The sequence below is a fragment of the Haliscomenobacter sp. genome (assembly GCF_965225875.1).
Classification (GTDB): Bacteria; Bacteroidota; Bacteroidia; order Chitinophagales; family Saprospiraceae; genus Haliscomenobacter.
The window spans coordinates 3,812,890-3,830,813 of record NZ_CBDDBS010000002.1; the positions used below are offsets into that span (position 1 = coordinate 3,812,890).

At 47.9% G+C, this 17,924-nt stretch carries 12 protein-coding genes; 9 read left to right on the top strand and 3 right to left on the bottom strand.

All coding sequences use genetic code 11. The features are described from left to right. Positions 1-2: 2 nt before the first annotated feature. The 6 genes from ACO08K_RS17595 to ACO08K_RS17620 all read left to right on the top strand — a co-directional run bounded on the left by ACO08K_RS17595 (position 3) and on the right by ACO08K_RS17620 (position 6,995). Complete coding sequence (locus ACO08K_RS17595) at positions 3-488, top strand: VOC family protein (protein WP_421797721.1); 486 nt, start codon at positions 3-5, stop codon at positions 486-488. Positions 489-665: 177 nt separating this feature from the next. Continuing rightward, complete coding sequence (locus ACO08K_RS17600; RefSeq protein WP_421797722.1) at positions 666-1,610, top strand: NAD(P)-dependent oxidoreductase; 945 nt, start codon at positions 666-668, stop codon at positions 1,608-1,610. A gap of 7 nt (positions 1,611-1,617) precedes the next feature. Further along, complete coding sequence (locus tag ACO08K_RS17605; RefSeq protein ID WP_421797723.1) at positions 1,618-4,263, top strand: c-type cytochrome; 2,646 nt, start codon at positions 1,618-1,620, stop codon at positions 4,261-4,263. Positions 4,264-4,361: 98 nt separating this feature from the next. Then, complete coding sequence (hisC, locus tag ACO08K_RS17610; RefSeq protein WP_421797724.1) at positions 4,362-5,465, top strand: histidinol-phosphate transaminase; 1,104 nt, start codon at positions 4,362-4,364, stop codon at positions 5,463-5,465. Positions 5,466-5,546: 81 nt separating this feature from the next. Beyond that, positions 5,547-5,879: a hypothetical protein gene (locus tag ACO08K_RS17615; protein WP_421797725.1), complete on the top strand. Its 333-nt coding sequence runs from the start codon at positions 5,547-5,549 to the stop codon at positions 5,877-5,879. A 150-nt stretch (positions 5,880-6,029) separates the two neighbouring features. Further along, positions 6,030-6,995, top strand: a complete 966-nt coding sequence (locus ACO08K_RS17620; RefSeq protein WP_421797726.1) for a D-2-hydroxyacid dehydrogenase — start codon at positions 6,030-6,032, stop codon at positions 6,993-6,995. Positions 6,996-7,154: 159 nt separating this feature from the next. Here the strand turns inward: ACO08K_RS17620 and ACO08K_RS17625 are convergent, their stop codons facing one another. Further along, the gene (locus ACO08K_RS17625; RefSeq protein WP_421797727.1) at positions 7,155-9,848 is read right to left on the bottom strand and encodes a S8 family serine peptidase; all 2,694 of its coding nucleotides are present in this window, start codon (positions 9,846-9,848) and stop codon (positions 7,155-7,157) included. A 177-nt stretch (positions 9,849-10,025) separates the two neighbouring features. Here ACO08K_RS17625 and ACO08K_RS17630 point away from each other — a divergent pair, with 177 nt between their 5' ends. Beyond that, positions 10,026-10,820: an NIPSNAP family protein gene (locus ACO08K_RS17630; protein ID WP_421797728.1), complete on the top strand. Its 795-nt coding sequence runs from the start codon at positions 10,026-10,028 to the stop codon at positions 10,818-10,820. 133 nt (positions 10,821-10,953) lie between these two features. Here ACO08K_RS17630 and ACO08K_RS17635 read toward each other — a convergent pair whose 3' ends face one another. Beyond that, positions 10,954-14,025 (bottom strand): hypothetical protein, encoded by a 3,072-nt coding sequence (locus tag ACO08K_RS17635; protein ID WP_421797729.1) that lies wholly within the window; start codon positions 14,023-14,025, stop codon positions 10,954-10,956. A gap of 240 nt (positions 14,026-14,265) precedes the next feature. On the opposite strand from ACO08K_RS17635, the gene ACO08K_RS17640 reads away from it, so the two are divergent. Continuing rightward, positions 14,266-15,264: a bestrophin family protein gene (locus ACO08K_RS17640; RefSeq protein ID WP_421797730.1), complete on the top strand. Its 999-nt coding sequence runs from the start codon at positions 14,266-14,268 to the stop codon at positions 15,262-15,264. 112 nt (positions 15,265-15,376) lie between these two features. On the opposite strand, the gene ACO08K_RS17645 is transcribed toward ACO08K_RS17640, so the two are convergent. Beyond that, entirely contained in the window at positions 15,377-16,030 is a 654-nt protein-coding gene (locus ACO08K_RS17645; protein WP_421797731.1) for a polysaccharide deacetylase family protein, read from the bottom strand. A gap of 264 nt (positions 16,031-16,294) precedes the next feature. Between ACO08K_RS17645 and gltX the strand changes: the two genes are divergently transcribed. Then, on the top strand, positions 16,295-17,815 hold the full coding sequence (gene gltX, locus ACO08K_RS17650) for a glutamate--tRNA ligase (protein ID WP_421797732.1): 1,521 nt from the start codon (positions 16,295-16,297) through the stop codon (positions 17,813-17,815). Positions 17,816-17,924 lie beyond the last annotated feature (109 nt).

Consider the following 17,924-nt stretch of genomic DNA (forward strand, 5'->3'; position numbering starts at 1 on the left):
TTATGGCAAAAGCAATCGGCATCAATCACGTGGCACTTGTGGTGAGCAACCTGGAAGCTGCCTGCGAATTTTATGAAAAAGAACTGGGCATGGAAATTATCCCCGCCTTCTTATTTGACTATCCCACTGCCTTTTTCAAGATCAACGAAACCCAGCAGCTTCACTTGACTGAGTGGGACGACACGTACTCCTTCCGCGGGCATATATGCATGCAAGTGGACGACATCAATGCCATCTTTTGGCGCATGAAAGAGTTGGGGGTGATCGATACTTCGCCCTGGGGGAAAGTTCGGCAATTGCCGGATGGACCGATTCAGATGTTCGTGCGGGATCCTTCGGGCAATTTGCTGGAGTTGTCCTGCAAGCCTGGTTCTGAAATTGATCCGGCTATTTTTGAAGATGAGTTGTTTCAGGCGGGGATTTACGTCTCTGGGCGCAATGATTTCCGGGGGTATAAGTCCAAAGACGCGACTTTGTACCACAACTAATTTTGCGCCAACTAAGGTGTTCTAAGGTGTCTAAGGTGGTTCAATAAAAACAAAAGCGCGCGAGCGCGAAAATGCTTATTTTTTTACCACCTTAGGCACCTTAGAACACCTTAGAGGGGTTATTTTTCACTCGTTCCCAAGACAGACCCAAGGCCTAGTCAATATGTCCGACCACGCATGAAAAACATCCTGCTACTCGAAACCATTGCCGAAGAAGCCAATCAATTGCTCAGCGAAGCAAAAGATGTGGCGGTATTTACCGCTTTTACCGGGCTACCTCCTGCCGAAGTTTTATCCCAAATTGACGCTGTCATTACCCGTGGACTCGGCCAGGTCAACTCGGCCTTGATGGATACCTGCCCTCAGCTTGTCGTGGCCGCCCGCTGTGGTGTGGGACTTGATAACGTTGATGTAGCCGAAGCAAGCAGACGAAAAATCAAAGTAGTGAACGCTCCAGGCTCCAACGCCTCCACCGTAGCGGAACACACCATTGCCCTGATGCTGCTGCTGCAACGCAATCTTTATCAGGCGCTCAACGATGTCAAAAGTGGCAACTGGGCCGCACGCAGCAGCTTTAAAAGTGATGAACTGGGGGAAAAAACCCTGGGCATCCTGGGTTTGGGCAACATTGGCTTAAAAGTGGCGAAAATTGCCGAAGCCTTGGGCATGCGGGTCGTCTATTGGTCAAAATCACCAAAGGATGTTCCCTATCAGTATGTATCAAAGGCTGAATTGTTGGCTACTGCCGACCTCATTTCCATCCACGTACCCTTGACGGCTGAAACCAGCAACCTGATCAATGCCGAAGCTTTGAGCAAGGTAAAACCCAATTGCATCATCGTCAATACGGCCCGCGGGCAGATTGTAGATAAAGCAGCACTGGTTGATGCCCTGAATTCCGGGAAACTGGCTGGTTATGGTGCCGATGTACCGACTTCTCCCGCACCCACTGCTGACGATGCTTTGATCTCGCACCCTAAAGCATTGATTACCGCCCATGTAAGCAGCCTAACTGCCACCACCTACAAAAACATGTGTGTGAGCACAGTGAATAATGTGCTGGCCATTTTGCGGGGACAAGAGCCAGTGGCAGGGTGTATTTTTAATTTAAAAGACCTTTAATTTTAAGATGATGAAACGATTAGCCAGAATGCGTTGGTACCTGTTGTTGCCAGTAATGCTATTGGGAACATTTTCTCTGCAATTCTTTCGGCCTGACCTTCCGGCTAATCCTCCCAAAACGGATAACCTGAAACTGCCTCCTGGCTTTGTAGCCGAACACCTTTACAGCCCATCCGAAAGTAAGGAAGGTTCCTGGGTGTCGATGTGTTTTGACGACAAAGGACGTATGTTGGCTTCAGATCAATATGGTGGCATTTATCGCCTGGAAATTCCTGCGATTGGCTCCAAAGACTTGAGTCCTAAAATTGAAAAAATAAAACTGGAGAACGATACCCTCAATTTTGGTGCAGCCCACGGTTTGTTGTATGCCTTCAACAGCCTGTACGTCATGGTCAACAACCGCGCCAATAAAAACCTACCCAAAGGTTCCGGTTTTTACCGTTTGCAGGATACCGATGGCGACGATCAGTTCGACAAACTCACCCTGCTCAAAAACCTGGTCGGTGAAGGCGAGCACGGCCCGCACAGCATCAAACTTTCCCCCGATAAAAAATCGCTTTACGTGATTTGTGGCAATTACACGGATTTGCCCACTATGGATGCCTACAAATTGCCTCAAACCTGGAAATACGACAACCTTTTCCCCGAAATCAAAGACCCCCGTGGGCATGCCAACGACCGCAAAGAACCCGGTGGTTGGGTGGCCAATGTCAACCCTGAGGGCACCAAATGGGAACTGATTTCGGCAGGTTACCGCAATCCTTTCGATATGGCTTTCAATGACGTGGGCGACCTTTTTGTGTACGACGCCGACATGGAGTGGGATTTTGGCCTGCCCTGGTATCGGCCTACCCGGATTTGTCATGCCACCAGTGGCTCCGAGTTTGGCTGGCGGACGGGTGATGGCAAGTGGTCGCCAAGTTTTCCTGACAATTTACCCCCCGTTATCAACATTGGCCAGGGGTCGCCTACCAATTTGTTATACGCCAAAGAAGCAAAGTTTCCTGCCAAATACAAGCAGACCCTGCTGGCTTTTGACTGGAGTTTTGGGATCATCCACGCCATACACCTCAAACCTAGCGGCTCGACCTACACGGCTACCCGTGAGGAGTTCCTGTCAGGAGTACCCTTGCCATTGACAGATGGTGCGATTGGCCCGGATGGTGCCTTGTATTTTTTGACTGGAGGCCGCCGGCTCGAATCGGATTTGTACCGCGTATATTATAATGGTCCAGAAGCAACGACCAGTTCAGAAACCACTCCTTTGACGGAAGAAAATAAACTCCGCCGGAAACTGGAGGCTTTTCATGCCCCTGGGAACCCCGCAGCAATAACTACCGCATGGCCCTACCTCGGGCACCCCGACCGGGCCGTTCGATATGCCGCGCGTTTAGCCCTTGAACATCAGGCGGTAGAGGGATGGAAAAGCAAAGCCCTGGCGGAAACCAACCCGATCGCCTTGACCAATGCCCTGATCGGGCTTACCCGCAGTGGAACGGCAAATGACAAAACGGCCATTCTAAATGCCCTGTCAGGAATCAATTACCTCAAAATTTCACCCACCCAGCAGCTGGATGTGTTGCGGGCGTATGAACTGGTCTTTGCCCGCTTTGGCATGCCTGAATCGGCCCAAAAAGCAAAAATTACGGCCCTGCTGAATGCCCAATACCCTAGCAGTTCCAGAGAGCACAACAAAGCCTATTGCAAGCTGCTGGTATTTTTGGAGGCCCCAGCGGTTTTGCCCAAAACCCTGGCCTTGATGGCGAAAAAAGAGCAGTACGACCCCAACGAAGGACTTGCCACCACCTCCGAAGACTTGATCCTGCGTAATCCCCAATATGGCCTGGACATTGCCAAAATGTTGGAAAAAATGCCTGCTCCCCAACAAACTTACCTGGCAATCATGCTGGCCAAGGCAAAGGTGGGTTGGACTCCCGAAATGCGGGAGCAATATTTTGCCTGGTACAAATACGCCTTTACCCTCAAAGGGGGCAATAGCTACGTCGGATTTATTGACAAAGCCAGGAAGATAGCCCTGGAGAATGTTCCTGCCAACAAAAGGGAGTATTACAACCAACTTTCGGGCGCGGAATTGCTGACTAAGTCCGGTAATGATATAGCCCAGGAAGATTACCCCAAAGGCCCTGGGAAAAACTACAAAGTAAAGGACATGGATACCATTTTTACGGCTGAGTTGAGTGGTAGAGATTTCAAAAGGGGTAAAGCGATGTACGTGGCTACCACCTGTTCACGCTGCCATGCCATTAAAGGTGAAGGAGGAAATATCGGCCCTGATCTCACCCAAATTGGTACCCGCTTTAGCACCAAAGACATCCTGGAGGCCATCCTTGAACCCAGCAAAGCAATCTCCGACCAATACGCAGCAACTCAGTTTGAGCTGAAAAATGGGAAAAGCCTGGTAGGCAAAATCGCCAATCAGGACACTGAGCATTATTACGTGTCCCAAAACCCTTACGCGCCTGATTTTTTGGTCAAAGTCAACAAAAAAGACGTGGTGGCTAAAAACTACTCAACCGTTTCAGTAATGCTTCCTGGTTTGGTCAATCCCCTGAATGTGGAAGAATTGAAGGATTTGGTGGCGTATTTGAAGGCCGGGGGTGATGAGGAGCATGCGGTTTTTAAAACCAAGTAGAATGCTGCTTGACAAAAAATTGCAGGTACTGATTGGCTGGATGGTGTAATTTTTGCCCTTTTGTTACAACCAATCCCGATAATGCTTAAACTAGAACCATGCAAATCAATCGAAGAAATTGGCTAAAACAGCTCGGGATAGGCGTATCGGGTATTGGCCTCGCGAATTTCAACACTCTTGCTTCACCTACTGTGGATTTTTTTGAATCGATAGTGGGTGATGCTACCATTAACTTAAACTCCAACGAAAATCCCTACGGCCCTTCCCCTTTAGCCAGGGCAGCCATGGCTAAAAGCATCAATAGCAGCAATCGCTACAATTGGCAGCTGACTACTGATTTAGTGGAGGCACTGGCTAAAAAAAATAAAGTCAGCGCTGAGAACATCTTGGTCGGGGCTGGTTCTACTGAAATTATTGATTTGGTGGTTCGGCTCGCTGCTTCTACCAAAGGCAACCTGGTTACAGCCAATCCAAGCTATGACAATTGGATTCCCACCGCAAAAAAGCTGGGATTACAAGCCATCAAAGTTCCCTTAAATGCCAATAAGGAACTGAATCTGGAGGCCATGCTGCAAGCCATCAGTGTCGACACCCGTTTGGTGTATGTCTGTAATCCCAACAACCCTACCGGAACCATTTGTGAGCACAATAAGCTGCTCAATTTTATCCATGAAGCGAGCAAAAAAGCAATCGTGCTGGTAGATGAAGCCTATCTGGATTTTAGCAAGGAAACATCTTTAGGTCCGCTTGTGGTGGGGAATAAAAACCTCATTGTGGTCAAAACTTTTTCAAAATTACACGGTCTGGCCGGTGCAAGGATTGGTTATGCGATTGGAGAGGCGACAACGCTTGAACAACTCGGCGCATTACAATCCTGGGTGAGTGGAAACATCAGTGTAATGTCGGTGGCAGCAGCTTTGGCATCTTTGACCGACGAAAAGTTCATGACTGACACCTCTGCTTTAAACGAACAAGTGAAAAAATACACCATCGAACAATTAAAACAACTCAATTTGGCTTGTATTCCCTCCCACGCCAACTTTGTCTATTTCTCCCTGGCGAATTACAAGCAAGACTATTTTCAAAAACTGAGCAGCAACAACATCATTGGCACAAGGATTTATGAGGACGCGGGGCTATGGACTCGGATTACGATTGGGACGAGGGAGGAGATGGAAAGGTTTATCAGCGTGATGAGGTGAATAATGGTGTCGTGAGTTGCTGTTTCACTACTTTTGGTTTACTTTAGGCCATATGCAATTAAGTGGCAAATAATTTTCTATATGGAAAAAACAACCCTCTTCTATCTGGAACTACCCGACATTAAAATATCGATCCAAATTTATTTCAATGAAAACAACCAATTGTTTTTCGATGGATATGACATTGGTAGTGCCGTAAAAGAAAGATTTGATGATTTAGACTACGAATACACCCATACGATTGAACCGGAAGAGGTCAAAAAATTCTATCCGATTTTTAATTTGCAAATGGAAGATAGAGCAGGTTTATTGGCTGCAATTAAAAAGGAGTTCAGCGTACCCAATGCCTATACTTTATTTGGCGAATTCATGAAAACTCACGACATAAAGTATACCAGTTTTACCTGGATGTAATTTGAATCCAAGCCATCCTTAAAAAGCGACACTGAGCAACTTAGCATTCCACCAACTTTCCCGCTGTAATAACCACGCTTTCAAAAAAAATCCTTTTCTTTGCGGAGAATTTCAAAATTAGGGTCAAATTTTTTGAAAAATCCTATCAGAATGATCAAGATCCTTGCCAATGATGGCATCAGCCCAGACGGTCAAACACTACTTGAAGAAGCGGGTTATGAAGTAGACACTACCCGGATTCCACAGGCGGACCTACCTGGCGTTATCGGCCAGTACGATGTACTGATCGTACGCAGTGCAACCAAAGTCACCAAGGAAGTAATTGATGCGGGGACCAACCTCAAAATCGTTGCTCGTGGTGGTGTTGGCTTGGACAACATTGATACAGATTATGCCCGCTCCAAGGGCATCACCGTGTTCAATACACCAGCAGCTTCCTCACAAGCGGTTGCGGAATTGGCGTTTGCGCACATGTTTAGTCTGGCGCGTTTCCTGCATAGCTCCAACCGGGCCATGCCAGTAACGGGCGGCACTGAGTATGACAAGCTCAAGAAAAAATTCTCCGAAGGCATTCAGTTGCGCGGCCGTACCCTGGGTATCATCGGCTTTGGCCGGATCGGTCAGGAAGCAGCGCGCATCGGGATTGGTCTGGGAATGAACGTACTGGCTGCCGACCTTATGATCGACGAAGCCCGCATCGACATTAAACCTTACAACAGTGAGTACATCACCATGGCCGTAACGGTGCCTACCGTGGAAATGGAAGAACTGCTCGCTAAATCTGACTTCATCACCCTACACGTTCCTTTCAGTGGTGGCACCCCCATTATTGGCAAGGCCCAGTTCGACAAAATGAAAAAAGGGGTTTGTTTGATCAACACCTCTCGCGGCGGAACGGTAGATGAAGAAGCACTACTGGAAGCAATGGCTAGCGGCAAGGTGGCTGGTGCCGGTTTGGACGTATTTGACTTCGAACCCACACCACGCCCGGAAATCCTGACGCATCCCAATATTTCGCTCACTCCACACATCGGTGCTTCTACGCTTGAAGCTCAGGCCAACATTGGTTTGGAATTGGCCGATCGGATTTTGGCTTTCTTCGGCGACGATAAATAAGCCATCTCCAAACGGAGTGAATTGAAAGGCCCCATTAGCAATTTTCAGCTAATGGGGCCTTTGTCTTATGGTTTGTATTCTTGGGGAACAGTGAGTGAGAATTAGGTGGTAACGCGCCATCTAAAACCCCTCCCCGAAGGTTCCTCGAGCAATGAAACCCTATTCCACCTTCAACACTTTCCCCCAGGCTTCTTCATTTCCATTGCGCAAACGAACCATGTAAAGTCCTTTCGGCCAATCCTGAGCGGTGATGGTTTCCTGCAGCACCGTATTGCCCGGGATAGCCAAGGTACGGTTGTGAACCATTTGCCCCTGGGCGTTCCAAACCTCTAATTGCGCTTTGGGGGCGCTGCTAGGCAGTTTAAGGCTCACCACAAATTCATCTCCAAAGGGATTGGGGAAAATGTGCAATTGGCTGGCCGGATTTATGGCATTGGTCGAAGTGGAGATCAGGTTGATGTTGACACAATAGTCTTCAATTTCGCCATAAAAATTGCTGCTTCCCGAAAAACAGGTGCTGGGCTCGCTGTTGTACCGCAGCGCTACGCGCATCCGGGTAGGTCCGGAAGGCGTATTCGCAGGAATGTTGATGACCCCACTGAATACGGTATCTTTTTTGGCCCCCGAATTGTAAAGGGCTTCATTGTTCCCAAATACCCCATCCTGATTGAGGTCAATCCAGGCTACCACAAACTCGTTGAACAATGTCCCCTTGTAACCCATGGTCACTTTAAAATTGTAGCTTTGACCCGAACGCAAATCCAATCCTTTTAGCCCCGTGAAATCCCCATAACCGTTGCGGGCACTAGAGTTATTAAAACTGCCTACCTGAACCCCGGTGATCCACTCCTGCTCAGACTGGTCTATCAAGATGGTTTCGGCACAATAATCCTTGTCCAGGCAAGCCCCGCAGTTGCGCGTTTTGAACGTGAAACTTTTGCTAAACACCGAGGAGCTGCCATCCAGGCATTCAGAACGAATCTGGAATTCATACTCGGTACAGGCCTGCAAATTCCGCAAATTAGCGGAAGTGAAAGGTGGAGTCAAGGAAGACCAGGCAGTAGTTCCAACTATCCGGTAGCGGAAGGTATACGAACTCGCTGCCGTTACTGGCTGCCAGCGGATGATCACGCTGGAGATAATGCCCGTAGGTATTGTCACCTGGGAAGGCGGCTCGCAACAACCGTCGGTGCGGAAGCTGAAGAGCTCATCAAAATTAACACTGGTATTGCGACAATAGGTTTTGAGCTGGTACTCATAATCCGTGCAGGGTTTTAAATCAGTAAAATTATAGGGGGGAAGTGCTCGTTCGATCGTGGTCCAGGTCGCACTGCCCTTAATTCGGAAACGCAAATCGACTCTTTGAATGCTATCATTACTCGTCCAGCCTAGTCGGGCACTGTTTATCGTAATGTTGCTGATTGCTACACTAACCAAAGAAGGGCAGGAACCACATTCTTTCGCCAAAGCCAATAAACTGTTGTACACCTGGAGGTGGCCGCCGGTACTGGTTGTAGTTTTTAAGTTAAAGTGGGGTTTGACATTTTCCAGGATCAATCGCCTGATCCATAAAGCCGCCGCTTTGGGGTCGCGCCTGGCCAAAGAAGCCAAAGTAGGACAAGGGGCAGCATACAACAAACCCACTGCTCCTGCCACCTGTGGGGCTGCAAATGAAGTGCCCGAGGTAGTTATAAATCCATTGTTTTTCGCTGTAGTAATGGCCTGGTCGCCAAAAGCAGCCAAATCAACCGTAACTTTTCCATAAGCATGGTTCATCGCACCTGTGCGGTTCATACTGGTTACGTTGATGATGTAAGGGCTCCCACAACTTCCGGGCATATCACCAGTCGCATCCACATCCCGAACATCGTTGTCGGTAGCACAAATGTTCATGATGCCCTGGTAGCCTAAACTATCAAAAAAACTACACCAAATGGGGTATTCAGTAGGCATGGCGCGTTCTATGCCCCAGGAGGCATTGGTGGCTACCACAAAAGCGCCTTTTTTGCCTCCACTTTGATTGTAAAGCCTCCGCTGAATAAAAGGATAGTTGTAGGCTTGGATGATGATGTCTTCTGTACCAGAATTGTACCCACCAAAAACACCCATCATTTTTACTTTCCAGTTTACCCCACTAACGCCATAATTGTTGTTGCCCACTGCGCCAATAAATCCTGCTACTTCAGTACCATGCGAAGCATCTTCACTGATGTCGTCATTCCTGCGGCGCACGTTCCAGCCACGGTAATCGTCGATGTAACCGTTTTCATCATCATCAATGTTGTTGTTGGGGATTTCGGCTCGGTTGACCCACAAATTGGCTTTTAAATCGCGGTGGGTTGTATCAATCCCATCGTCAATGACACAAACCACAATTGTGTCCCCTCCTGGTGTGAGTCCACCTTTGGTAATGTCCCAGGCTTGAGGCATCCCCAGGTCAAGACCTAAAAAGCCACCATCCTGCCCGGTGTTCGACAGGTACCACTGTTTGGCAAATTCGGGGTCATTCGGGGTGGCTGAACGAAGTTCGATATAATGATTGAATTGGGCCGCAAGAATGGCTGGATCACGTCGAAGCCGAGCCAGGAGCTCATTCTCATCCTGGGTATCGGGGTCAAATCGCAATTTCCAGATGTTCATAGGTTCGGATAGGGTGCCTCCATCTAGTACAAAGCCCGATCCAGCTGCGCGTAAACTTGCTTCCTGGCTCGCCCAGGCACTGGCACGTACGGTAGCACGGAGTTGAACCAGGATTTCCCCAGGCACATGGTCATTTTGATTTTGGGCAAAAACTGGGGTGCTAAACCACAAACAATTCAAGGCAAAACAGATTATGGCAAAGGTTTGTCTCATGGGTTGAGAATTTTTTACAAAAATATAAACCAGCAGCTAGAAGAATGGAAAATTCACAACTTGTGTTGGGGAAAGTACATTTAGTAGTGGGGCAAAAATGAACAGTTATTTTTTATCACCCTTAGAAAATAATTACCTTTAACGTTTCACACTACCTTAAACAAACATCAAACAGCGATGAGTTACATCAAACCAATTCTGCAAGTGTTTGGCGCAATCTTGATTGTGCTTTTTTTCAGTAATACTACCAACGATGCTGCCCTCAAACGAGAGTACTACGAAATCAAAATTTACACCATCAACGGGCCCGAGCAAGAAGCCAAAGTGGATCAGTATTTAGAAAAAGCTTATCTACCGGCCTTACACCGTGCAGGAATCAGCAAAGTTGGGGTGTACAAACCCATAAAAACGGATACGACCTTCGGCAAACGCATTTTTGTCTTCATTCCCTTAAAGAAACTGGATCAGCTCAGCACACTTTTGACGGCTTTGGACAAAGATGCTGCTTTTCAAAGCGCGGGTTCGGAATACTTGAATGCACCCTGGGACAAACCCGTGTATGTGCGTATGGAATCCATCGTGATCCAGGCATTTAAAGACATGCCTTTTCACCAGTTGCCCAAACTCGGTGGAAACGTGACTGATCGGGTGTACGAATTGCGGAGTTATGAAGGGGCTACGGAGAAGTTGTACCAAAAGAAAGTACACATGTTCAACGAGGGTCAGGAAATCAGCATTTTTACCCGTTTGGGCTTCAATGCGGTATTTTATGGTGAAGTATTGGCCGGTCGTCGCATGCCCAACCTGATGTACATGACTTCTTTTGACAACATCGAAAAGCGCAATGAGTTGTGGAAAGCTTTTGGGGCGGATGCTTTTTGGAAAAAAATCTCGGCACTGCCGGAGTATCAGCACACCGTTTCGAAGTCGACTATTTATTTGTTGAATCCTACGGTGTATTCGGAAATTTAAATTGGAGCAACAACTGAGGTGAATCTTGGTTTCTAAAGTTTCTTAGGTGGTAAAAGAAAAAACCTGCGAAGCAGGGTACTCTTTCACCACCTAAGAAACTTTAGACACTCAAGGAATCACCTAAGGAATGTGTTTACCAGCCCGGCATAAAGTTCAACCCAAAAGCTCCCTGTGCCCCTTTAATCAAAGGAACCGCATAATAAGGTTCCAAAATCAAAGCACCAAACAGGTTGACCCGCACCGAAGCACCCACTGAAGACAAGGGGCGGATCAAATTTTTGCCATTGGGTCCTTCGAAATCAAACTGCTCGAAACGCGTCCAGATGATCCCGCTGTCGAAGAAGAAGTTCAAATCTGCAGGAACAATATTGGAAGGAATCAGTGCCAATCGTTTTGGCCCCAGGAGTGGAATCCGCACTTCAGCATTGAATATCCCCATCTTGGTACCCACCAGATTATCAAAGGTCACCAAACCATCGCGCTCCAGGTTTTGCGCTACATTGCCCTGGAAACCGCGCACCCACCAGGGTGAGCCCAGGAAGAGAGGTGGGAATACATCCGTATTTTCAGAATCACGACCATAACGACCCGTATGCATCACCCTTGCCGCAAAAGTAAAGGGCCTTTTGCGCAGGTAACCCCGGAAGTCAATGGTGGGGTTTAAGAACTGAATATCGCCCAAATACTGCCTGAAACCTACCCGGAATCGGTAACCTTGCAAAGGCGCAGTAAGCCCGAAATTAGACTTGTCACCAACGATGGCTGCACCCACACCCGGCATCGAAAAGCCAGGTAAAGACCCTACTTTTTCCTGATCTTGACCGAGTGGTCGACCCCGGCCATCAAAATAGAAAGGATCGTATTGGCTGTATTCCTTGATTTGGCGCAAGGATTGACTGATGCGCGTGAAATCAAGTTCCGCTTCAGCACGCAGGGTAGAGGAGAAAGGGTATTGTACAAAACCCGTTGCCCCACTTTGGAAAATCCGGTAAACACTGTACTGATCGACCACGACCGGACCAATGTCCGAATTATCTAAATAAGTAGAATCATAGGCGTAGTAAGGATAAGGAATGTGCATCAATGAGCCACCCCACTGGAATTTACCTTTGCGGTTGATGTAGGTCACCATGCCTCCAAAATCCTGAATTTGGCCGTTCAAGGCCAGGTTGGCAATGATTTGGTTGTTGCCAAGGATGTCGCTGAACATGGCTTGTACGCCACCCGCCATACCCGCGTTGGTGCCAAAAAGGTTGTTCCCGACTCCAAGGCCACCACCACCGGATAGGAAGTCGAGTTTAAACTTGGATTTGAAGGGCACTTCCTGCAAAATAGCCGTTTCCCCAGCAATCACTTGATCGATGGCCCCAATTTGTTGGTCAATTATACTTCTTACAGTACGGTTGAGACGAGGTAATTGTGCCGCTGCGTAAGTCACATCCTTGGGGTCCACTTTTTTGTCCAAAAAATCCTTTGAAGTAGCTCGGTAAATGCTGTAACCCCGCTTGTTGTAAAGGGTGTACAAAACCCGGTCACGCTTGCGATCAACAGAAATGGCCGGAGAATAATGGGATATCCCGGTAATACCCACGGCCAAATCGGTTAACTGGGTAACTTCTTTGGAATCTGGATCATAGCGGTACAAGTTGCGGTAACCATCGCGGTTGGACAAAAAGATGATGTTGCCCGCAGTGTCCAATTGTGGATTGAGGTTGTCTGCACCTGGAAATACATCGTCGTAATGCGTCACCGCTCCACTAACAAGATCAATCGATGCCAGATTAAAAGTCAAACGGCCATAAGTCCGGCCATTTTCCCAGGCTTTTTGATCCGTAGAAAAATACAGGGTTTGGCCGTCTTCTGACCAGGTAGCTTGGATTTCGGAATACTTATCGTCGGTCAATTGCTTCAGGGTCCGGGTACGGATGTTGAAAGCGTACAAATCGGTGTGGCCTTCTTTCAAACCGGATACCACGATGGTTTTGCCATCAGGAGACCAACTTGGGTTGGAAAAAGCGGGTAAGTCACCGAGGTTGAACTCATCTACCGTTTTACCAGTGAAAGGGCTTTTGATCAACAATACGTTGCGGCCCCTTTTGAAACCAACCAGGGCTACTCGCTTGCTATCCGGTGACCAGGCACCTGAGGATTCCAGAAAGTCGAAGAAATCCACATTGCCGCCACGAGCCGTACTGGCCACGGTTTTCATGATTTGACCATTCGTAGCATCGGCCAGGAAAATATCGGTAGAAAAGAGGTTGCGCTCGGAGGTAAACAGCACATATTTCCCATCGGGGCTGATTGAGGGGGAAATGTTCATTTGTCCACCGTCCTTGTCGTCCAGAATCGGTTTACCAAAGACATTTTTCTCTTTGCCTTCAATCATGGGCTTGAACTGTGCAGTGATGGCGTCCTGCCAAAGCTTGCTGAAGTCTTTTTTGTTCATGCCCAATACATTGATAATGGCATTGTCGACCCCAAAAATGGCTACCGATTTAAAAAATGGCTCGATGATGCGGTCACTTTTTAATCCAGTCAAAAAAGACCAGAAAGCGTGGCCATAGCGATACGGAAAGTATTTGGGGTTGTTCAATTGATCAATGGTAGGCACGTCGTCATTGAGCACAGCATCGCGCATCCATAAGGCAGTATGCGGATCCACACTCCCGGTCGACATGTATTCGGCCATCCCTTCCACCACCCAAAGAGGCAGGTTGCCCAGGTTTTGGATGCTGGTGGAGTCGCCATTCAAAATGCGGTTGAACTGGAAAGCATGCACCAATTCGTGCCCCAATACCTGATAGGTTGCCTGGTTGGTTAGGGCAATGGGCATGATGACGCGGTTTTTAAATGCCTCGGTCACCCCACCAGTACCCACACCCACGCCACCACTAATGGTATTGGTTTGTTGGAAATCGGCGTGATCGTTGTAAAAAATCAAGGGGTTGAGGATAGAAAAGGTATCCGTCAACAGATTCTGGTGGTAGCGGTACCAGAGCTCGGCAAAATCGGCCAGGTCTTTGCGCCGTTCTGCATTTTTGAGGTAATAATAAATCTCAAAATTGGGCGAGCGGTACACATCAAAATTGAAGGACTCATAACTAGGCTTGTTGCGGCCAAAATACTCCTGGGCCTGCAAAGTGGTTGTTCCGGTAAAGGCCAGCAAAAAAGCCGCAAGGGTCCAAAGTTTACTGCGGTGTCTCATACGGTATGTTTTTCTTTGAAACGATCTCATGTTGCTCTTTAGATTATCGAAATTACAAACTATAAACAATTTGACAGACCACTTTGTAACGCATTGGGCAAGTGGATTTTGGTTAAAAATCTCTTAAACTCAAATTCAAGGTAGTATAGGTGACAAAAAAAGGGACTGGATAAAGTCAAACTCTTCTTTTAACTTTATCCAAACCCCGAATGTTCATCATTCCTGAAATACCCAATTAACATGTATACCAAACGCAATTACAACTTTTGGATGACCTTCAATTGGTCTCGCCAGCCCTTTATCTTTGGGGCTGTTTATGCTTTACCCATCACCGCTTTGTCTTATTTTGGGCACATCAGTCTCTCCCTGCCCTGGCAACCCATCAGCGTGTTGGGGATAGCGGTGGCTTTTTACCTGGGCTTTAAAAACAACAGCTCCTACGACCGTACCTGGGAGGCCCGCAAAATCTGGGGCGGGATCGTCAACAGTAGCCGTACTTTTGGTGCTGCAGTCACCTCCTTTATCCAAGGTGAAGACAAAGAGGAAGTGCAACAAATTCGTCGCCGCCTGATTTACCGGCACATCGCCTGGCTCACGGCAATGCGGTACCAATTGCGGCTGAGTCGGGATTGGGAGCACAAAGAAGATCGGGTAAAAGGGCTTTACTCCCCCACTATCTGTGAGGAATATTTCAACAACCTGGACAAGGAGGTCATGAACCTGATCGATGATGAGGAATTTGAGCGGTACAAAACCAAGACCAATATCGCCACCCAAATCATGGCTACCCAGGCCCGGGAGTTGCAAAACCTGCACGACCTGGGGTATTTCGACGACTTCCGCCACATGGAATTTCATCGCCTGATCAGTACTTTTTATGACGACCAGGGACGGAGTGAACGCATCAAAAACTTTCCTTTCCCCCGGCAGTACGCTTCAGTTGCATTGTGGAACACACTGGTGTTTACCGCACTACTGCCATGGGGGCTGCTGAGCGTTTTTGAGGAATTGAAGGGAGAGTTTCGCATTTGGCTCACCGTCCCTTTCAATGCGCTGATCACCTGGGTGTTTTTTTTGATGGAAAAAATTGGAGACTATTCCGAGAACCCATTTGAAGGGACCTACAACGATGTGCCGATTACGTCCATTTCCCGGGCGATTGAGATCGATTTGCGAGAGATGTTGGGAGAAACAGAGGTGCCGAAGCCCATTGCGGCAGTGGATGGATTTTTGATGTAAAACCGCCATAAAAACATAAAGCCGCAGAGTTACCCCTACGGCTTTTTTATGGTAATAAATCAAGCATTGCCAAAGTAAATCGATTTTAACTGGTGATCAGACAAACAAGTTCTTAAGCGCGTTGGTGCACCAATTCCGTTTCGAAAATTTCCTGAGGGTGCAGGGCGTCGAAAGAATAGCCTTCGGCTGCAAAATAGGCCAGTACTCGCGGCAGTGCGTACTCCAGCCGCTCTTTTGACTTGATGCTATCGTGGAACACCACAATAGAGCCTGGGCCAGCGTTTTGAACCACGTTTCTAAGCACCTGATCCGGCGAAATATTGACATCAAAATCACCACTCAGTACGTCCCACATCACAATCCGGTAATGCCGCAGCAAAAACTGGGTTTGTTTTGGTGTTACCCGACCATACGGTGGACGAAACAGCACCGATTTGGATTGGCTGGCACCCTGACGGATGTTGTGAAAATAAGGAATGTTCTCAGTGCTCCAACCATTGAGGTGGTTCATGGTGTGATTGCCTACCACATGGCCAGCATCCACCACTTGTTTGAACACTTCGGGGTGCTTACTAATGTTGTCCCCTACACAAAAGAAGGTAGCCTTGGCATTGTATTGTTTCAGTTGCTCCAAGACCCAAGGAGTAACTTCAGGAATGGGACCGTCATCAAAAGTGAGAAAAATTTGCTTTTCCTCGGTAGGTATCCTCCAGGTGAAATGGGGGAAGAGGTTTTGGATAAATTGGGGGGTTTTGATCAAATACATAAGCATAATTTTTTGGGCGTGCTGCATCAAAGGGCGGCAACACCAATGTTCACGGGATAAAAACAAGTCATTAACAGCAACCTGGAGCCAGCGAAAAAAGGAATTCCACTGGTATTGCACTATTGAGCCACTTAAATTTTTACTTTTGTGGATCAAAATTGCGCAAGTGCTATTTATGCTATAACGCAAAAAATTAAAAATGGGCTGCTCTAAGGCACATTTTTTTTCAGAATTTTTTGAAAATAATTCTATCGCTCTTTTTTCATGGAAAATATTCGTGTTCGATTTGCCCCAAGTCCTACCGGCGCCCTGCACATTGGCGGCATCCGTACGGCCTTGTACAATTACCTTTTGGCCAAAAAATATGGCGGAACCTTTATCCTGCGCATTGAGGATACAGACCAAACCCGCTTTGTACCCGGTGCCGAAAATTACATCATCGAAGCCCTGCACTGGGCCGGGATCGTTCCGACAGAAGGACAAAGTTTTGGCGGCGAATACGGGCCCTATCGGCAATCCGACCGCAAAGCCATCTACCACGACTACGCCAAAAAACTGGTTGAAAGTGGCCACGGCTATTACGCTTTCGACACTCCCGAAGAACTGGACGCTGCCCGTCAGGCCGACGATACCTTTAAGTACGACTACAAGAGCCGCATGCGGCTCAACAATAGCCTGAACCTGAGCGCAGCAGAAGTGCAACAACGTCTGGACTCCGGCGCACCCTACGTCATCCGCCTGAAGGTACCCGAAGGCGAAACGGTCCATATTCTGGACTTGGTTCGGGGCGAGGTGAATTTCCAAAGCAATGAGCTCGACGATAAAGTGATGCTCAAAGGCGACGGCATGCCGACCTACCACCTGGCCAATGTGGTGGACGATCGTTTGATGAAAATCACCCACGTGATTCGCGGCGAAGAGTGGCTGCCGAGTACTGCGCACCACGTCTTGTTGTACCGTGCCTTTGGTTGGGAGGCTGAGATGCCTCGTTTTGCACATTTGCCCCTCATTCTCAAACCGGATGGCAAGGGAAAACTCAGCAAGCGGGACGGCACCCGCCTGGGCATCCCTGTATTCCCCTTGTCCTGGAAAGGGGAAACAGCTGAGGATTCTTTTGTGGGGTTCCGCGAAGCAGGTTTTGATCCTCGCGCAATGGTCAATTTTATGGCCTTCATGGGCTGGAACCCCGGCACCGAGCAGGAAATTTTCAGCATGGACGAACTGGCTGAAGCTTTTTCGGTGGAAAAAATCGGAAAATCCGGTGCGCGTTTTGACATAGAAAAAGCACGTTGGTTCAACCAACAATACATCATGGCCAGCAGTGAGGAAGAACTGGCTAAAACCGTTCGCCCCATCATTGAAGCGCAAGGACATCAACCCACCGAGGCCTATTTGCGCAGCTTTGTTGGGATGATGAAGGAGCGAGTAGTTTTGTTTCCCGATTTCTGGACAAATGGCGCGTACTTCTTTGAAGATTTTGCCGTTTTTGATGAAGCTACTATTCGCAAAAAATGGAAAGCTGATAGCAGTCGGGCCATTTTCACGCCCTTACTGGAGCAGTTGGATGCACTGAGTGACTACAATGCGGCGGCAGTACAGGCTTGTGTAGAAGGATTTACGAACTCGGCAGGTTTGAAATTTGGCGATGTTTTGCCTATTTTGCGAGTAGGCCTGACGGGCACGATGAAAGGCCCTGCTGTATTCGACATGATGGCTTTGTTGGGCAAAGTTGAGTGTCGGCGGAGAATGGAAAGAGCGTTTGATTTGTTCGATCAAATAAGTTGAGTTGAATAGTGATGAATGATGAGTGAAAGGCAACGGCTATTTCACTCATCATTCATCACTCATCAACTATATCAAAATATTTTGCTACTTTAGAGCAGCCTAAAGAGCA

Coding starts and splice junctions, on each gene's coding strand:
- ACO08K_RS17600 (WP_421797722.1), top strand. CDS start 666: ATGAAAAACATCCTGCTACTCGAAACCATTGCCGAAGAAGCCAATCAA.
- ACO08K_RS17625 (WP_421797727.1), bottom strand. CDS start 9,848: ATGAGACAAACCTTTGCCATAATCTGTTTTGCCTTGAATTGTTTGTGG.
- ACO08K_RS17620 (WP_421797726.1), top strand. CDS start 6,030: ATGATCAAGATCCTTGCCAATGATGGCATCAGCCCAGACGGTCAAACA.
- hisC (WP_421797724.1), top strand. CDS start 4,362: ATGCAAATCAATCGAAGAAATTGGCTAAAACAGCTCGGGATAGGCGTA.
- ACO08K_RS17635 (WP_421797729.1), bottom strand. CDS start 14,025: ATGAGACACCGCAGTAAACTTTGGACCCTTGCGGCTTTTTTGCTGGCC.
- ACO08K_RS17605 (WP_421797723.1), top strand. CDS start 1,618: ATGATGAAACGATTAGCCAGAATGCGTTGGTACCTGTTGTTGCCAGTA.
- ACO08K_RS17645 (WP_421797731.1), bottom strand. CDS start 16,030: ATGTATTTGATCAAAACCCCCCAATTTATCCAAAACCTCTTCCCCCAT.
- ACO08K_RS17640 (WP_421797730.1), top strand. CDS start 14,266: ATGTATACCAAACGCAATTACAACTTTTGGATGACCTTCAATTGGTCT.
- ACO08K_RS17630 (WP_421797728.1), top strand. CDS start 10,026: ATGAGTTACATCAAACCAATTCTGCAAGTGTTTGGCGCAATCTTGATT.
- ACO08K_RS17595 (WP_421797721.1), top strand. CDS start 3: ATGGCAAAAGCAATCGGCATCAATCACGTGGCACTTGTGGTGAGCAAC.
- ACO08K_RS17615 (WP_421797725.1), top strand. CDS start 5,547: ATGGAAAAAACAACCCTCTTCTATCTGGAACTACCCGACATTAAAATA.
- gltX (WP_421797732.1), top strand. CDS start 16,295: ATGGAAAATATTCGTGTTCGATTTGCCCCAAGTCCTACCGGCGCCCTG.